Genomic DNA, 1,089 nt, shown 5'->3' with positions numbered 1-1,089 from the left:
TAGGTCCGCGAGCTTGTATCACTTACAACTTTGAGCATGCACAGAGCAAAAACAGGAAGTGGCTGCCTTGTAGCCGCTATTTTTTTGATAACGGTACTGGCGGCCGATTCCCCTGTTCGCCCCTTAGTACTACGTCGCAATCCCACTACCCCAGGGAGTACGACACTGCCTTTGTAGTTCTTGCTATACGGCAGGGCGATAACTGCGGTGGCGCGCCTCGCCCAATCAAGGCTGTCTTCTCCACGACCGACGCCCATATAGGAGGTGAACCTAGCGTCTGGCTCCAATGAGCGTGACGAGTCACCCGCAATCAGATCAGGTTTAGCCAACGAATATAGAGAGACACTGCCGGGCCCGCGCAAGAGATAACGAAGCGCCGTTCCTGGCTTTTGGGCGCAGAAATTCGGCACTTCTCCTGCGAGGGCAGCAAAACAAGCTTTAATACTCTGATCGCCTGACATAGGCCGCAGATAGGGGGCTGTGTCGAGGTCTCCCTCCTGTAGCGAAAGGTCGAAAACCGCTTGCGTCAAGGCGGGTAACTCCCCGGCGCTAATAGCGTCTGTCTCTACCGAATGCTTATAAAGACTGGTCAGTGCAAGCGCCTGTAGCGAGCGGCTGAGTTCGCGGGTTAGCTCTGGGGACCAATTCAACAAGTCTAAATTTTTGGATTTCAGATTACCAAGATGCGGTGCACAGCGTTCCATTACTTGCAGCACACTGCGAAGCGGCTGCTTGAGCAAAAATTCGGTATACAGGGCAATATCGGATTGGGTCTTAACACGCAGGCCATGTTTGACCAAAGCTCCGACCATATCCTTCACGCTAAATACCGCTTCCCAAACTGGGTGAGTAACTTGACATTTGTCATGCGACATGACGTTCCATAAGGGCTGCAAGTGCATGCGTCGGCGGATCGGGAAGAGCTTAAGCAGGTACTGTTCTTCCAAGTGATCGATCATCCGAAGGTACTGGGCTGACCTATCTCCTTGTGCTGTGGGCTGCTGCCGGTTTCGATGACACCTTGTTAAGGTGGAAGATGAAACCGGAGGTGGTTCATGGAGAGAAGAAGGACATTCAGCCGCGAGTTCA

The 1,089-nt window shown here is 52.9% G+C and carries 1 protein-coding gene; it reads right to left on the bottom strand.

Going from position 1 to position 1,089, the window contains the following annotated elements; genetic code table 11:
• Positions 1 to 947, bottom strand: a 947-nt coding sequence (locus tag DBR23_RS29195) for a hypothetical protein (RefSeq protein ID WP_199227644.1), incomplete at its 3' end; no start/stop codon positions are given.
• Positions 948 to 1,089 lie beyond the last annotated feature (142 nt).

Origin of the sequence: Acidovorax sp. HMWF018, assembly GCF_003061035.1 — a bacterium.
Classification (GTDB): Bacteria; Pseudomonadota; Gammaproteobacteria; order Burkholderiales; family Burkholderiaceae_C; genus Acidovorax; species Acidovorax delafieldii.
The sequence above is the reverse complement of the archived record's forward strand: the minus strand, read 5'-3'. Positions and strand labels throughout refer to the sequence as shown.